Source organism: Cupriavidus phytohabitans, from assembly GCF_017815025.1.
Taxonomy (GTDB): domain Bacteria; phylum Pseudomonadota; class Gammaproteobacteria; order Burkholderiales; family Burkholderiaceae; genus Cupriavidus.
In genome coordinates, this window is record NZ_JAGIQB010000153.1 from 1 (window position 1) to 2,308 (window position 2,308).

Here is a 2,308-nt window from a genome sequence, read left to right on the forward strand (position 1 = left end):
TAAGGAGTCCTCAGATTAACGATTCAGCAAGTCGTCGCGCTGACGTCCACTGCCGGTATTTCAGCAGCCTGTTAAGGCGGTGTTCACCATCGAAGGCCAGTATGCGCTTGACAATGGCGCCAGCATCGGGGGCCTGTTCGGCAGGCAGTCCTTTGTCGGTCTGTCATCGTCCTGGGGCACGCTCACGCTCGGCAGGCACTATGACTTCAGCTTCGACATGCTGGCCGCGCTACGCTATGGTCCGTCCTTCCCGTATGTCAGCCTGCATAACCTGAGGCACGGCCCGTTCGGAGCTCTTGGCATCCCTAACATGCCTGGCGGCGCGATGGACTTCGACCGTGTCGGCGGGGCCGAACGCATCCCTAACTCCATCAAGTTCAGCAGTGCCAACTATGGCGGGCTGACGTTCGGCGCCTTGTATGGCCTGGGCGAGCAACCCGGCAGCGTCAGCCGCGGCCGGGCCTACAGCGCTGGCGTTGGCTTCGAGCGCGGACCGTTCGCGCTGGCCGCGGCCATCACTGAGGTCCGCTACGCCACCATCAACAACGGCAACGACGGCATTCGCACCTGGGGCCTCGGCGGGCGCTATGCGCTGGGCTCCAGCAACATCAACGCGCTGTACACGAACACACGCAATACCTTCACGGGCGGCGGCGTGCAGGTACTGCAGGCCGGGGTCACCGTGCCGGTTGCGCCGGCAACCACCGTGCTCGCGGATTACCAGTACCAGTGGGCCAATGCCGCGCTGGACCGCAACCACGCGCATCAGATCGGCCTGACCCTGGACTACGCGTTTTCGCGCCGCACCGATACGTATCTCGGCGCGGTCTACCAGCGTGCCAGCGGCACCAGTGCCACGGCCTGGATTCCGGGGCTGATGGTCGGCTCCGACAACAAGAGCCAGGTGCTGGTACGAGCCGGGCTTCGCCATATCTTCTGAGAGCGCATGACCTCGCTTTCCCCAATGCGCAGCGTTCATCCCGCTGCGCCCGACTCTTTATCCCCCTCACAACAAGGAGATACAGCCATGGCTGAGTTGAATGCCAAACAACTGCTCGAGATGGTGAACAGCCGTCACATTGCCGACGGGAATGAACGCGTTCGCGCTATCACGGCGCGAATCGTCAGTGACCTGTTTCGCACCATCGACGAGTGCAACGTCTCGCCCGACGAATTCTGGGCCGCGGTCAAGTGGCTGACGCGCCTTGGCCAGGCCGACATGGTTGGACTCATCACCGCCGGCCTCGGCTTCGATCGCCTGCTCGATATCCGCGAGGACGAGATTGACCGCGCCGCCAGCCGCGCCCTGGGCACACCGCGGGCGATCGAAGGCCCGCTGTATGTTGCCGGTGCACCGCTGCACCAGCGCGAGGTACGACTCGATGCCGGCAACGACGACGCCGGTCCGCCCTTCGTCATGGAGGGACAGGTGCTGGGCACAGACGGTCGCCCGGTACCCCATGCCATGGTCGACGTCTGGCACTGCAACGCGTCCGGCCGCTACTCGCACTTCGACCCGTCCCAACCGGATTACAACCTGCGGCGCCGCATCGAAACCGATGAACAGGGCCGTTACCGCTTTCGGAGCTTCCTGCCGCCCGGCTATGCGATCCCGCCCAACAGCCCGGTATCGGAGCTGTTCGAGAAACTGGGTCGCCATGGAAATCGGCCGGCGCATATCCACTTTCTGATCTCCGGTCAGGACAAGCGGACCCTGACTACCCAGATCAATCTGCCTGGAGACACCTATCTCGATGACGATTTTGCCTTCGCCACCCGCGACGGACTCGTGGTAGACGTGCAGGAGGTAAAGGACCCAACGGGTTATGAATCGCTGGGAATCCGTTCGCCTTTCGCCCGCGTTCAATTCGATTTCCGCCTCCAGGATGCAGCCAGCGACCGCGAGACACGCGCGGCCAGCCGCTACGAGACTGCACTCGGCTAAGGCTCTAGCGCATGTCCGGGTTCAGGCACTGACTGGGCATGCGCCATACTCCGGCGACAGAGACCCCTCACCCGCAGGCCAACGACCACATGAGGGTACTTGCATCCGGTGCTGACCTCAGTTGGTCAAGCACGGCATCATCATAGACGACCGGTTGCAGCAGGACGCTCTGTGGTGACTACTCCGGCGATGGACTCACTGGACGTCCTGCCCCTTTGGACACAGACGGCCATATCTGGGATGGCCGCGGCAACTTGCCAGACTGGCTACAACGCGCAGTGAATGCAGATGTCGCCCCGCCGCCTTTCGATGAAGGACAATGGAGGGCGGAAGCGGTTGGAGAATGAAACGCTATCCGGCGGA

2 protein-coding genes are annotated in these 2,308 nt (G+C 63.0%); both read left to right on the forward strand.

Annotated features, from left to right (window positions below; all coding sequences use genetic code 11):
• Positions 1-79 precede the first annotated feature (79 nt).
• Complete coding sequence (locus J8I34_RS33695) at positions 80-940, forward strand: porin (RefSeq protein WP_209808515.1); 861 nt, start codon at positions 80-82, stop codon at positions 938-940.
• Between the two features lie 87 nt (positions 941-1,027).
• On the forward strand, positions 1,028-1,945 hold the full coding sequence (locus J8I34_RS33700) for a dioxygenase family protein (protein ID WP_209808517.1): 918 nt from the start codon (positions 1,028-1,030) through the stop codon (positions 1,943-1,945).
• Positions 1,946-2,308 lie beyond the last annotated feature (363 nt).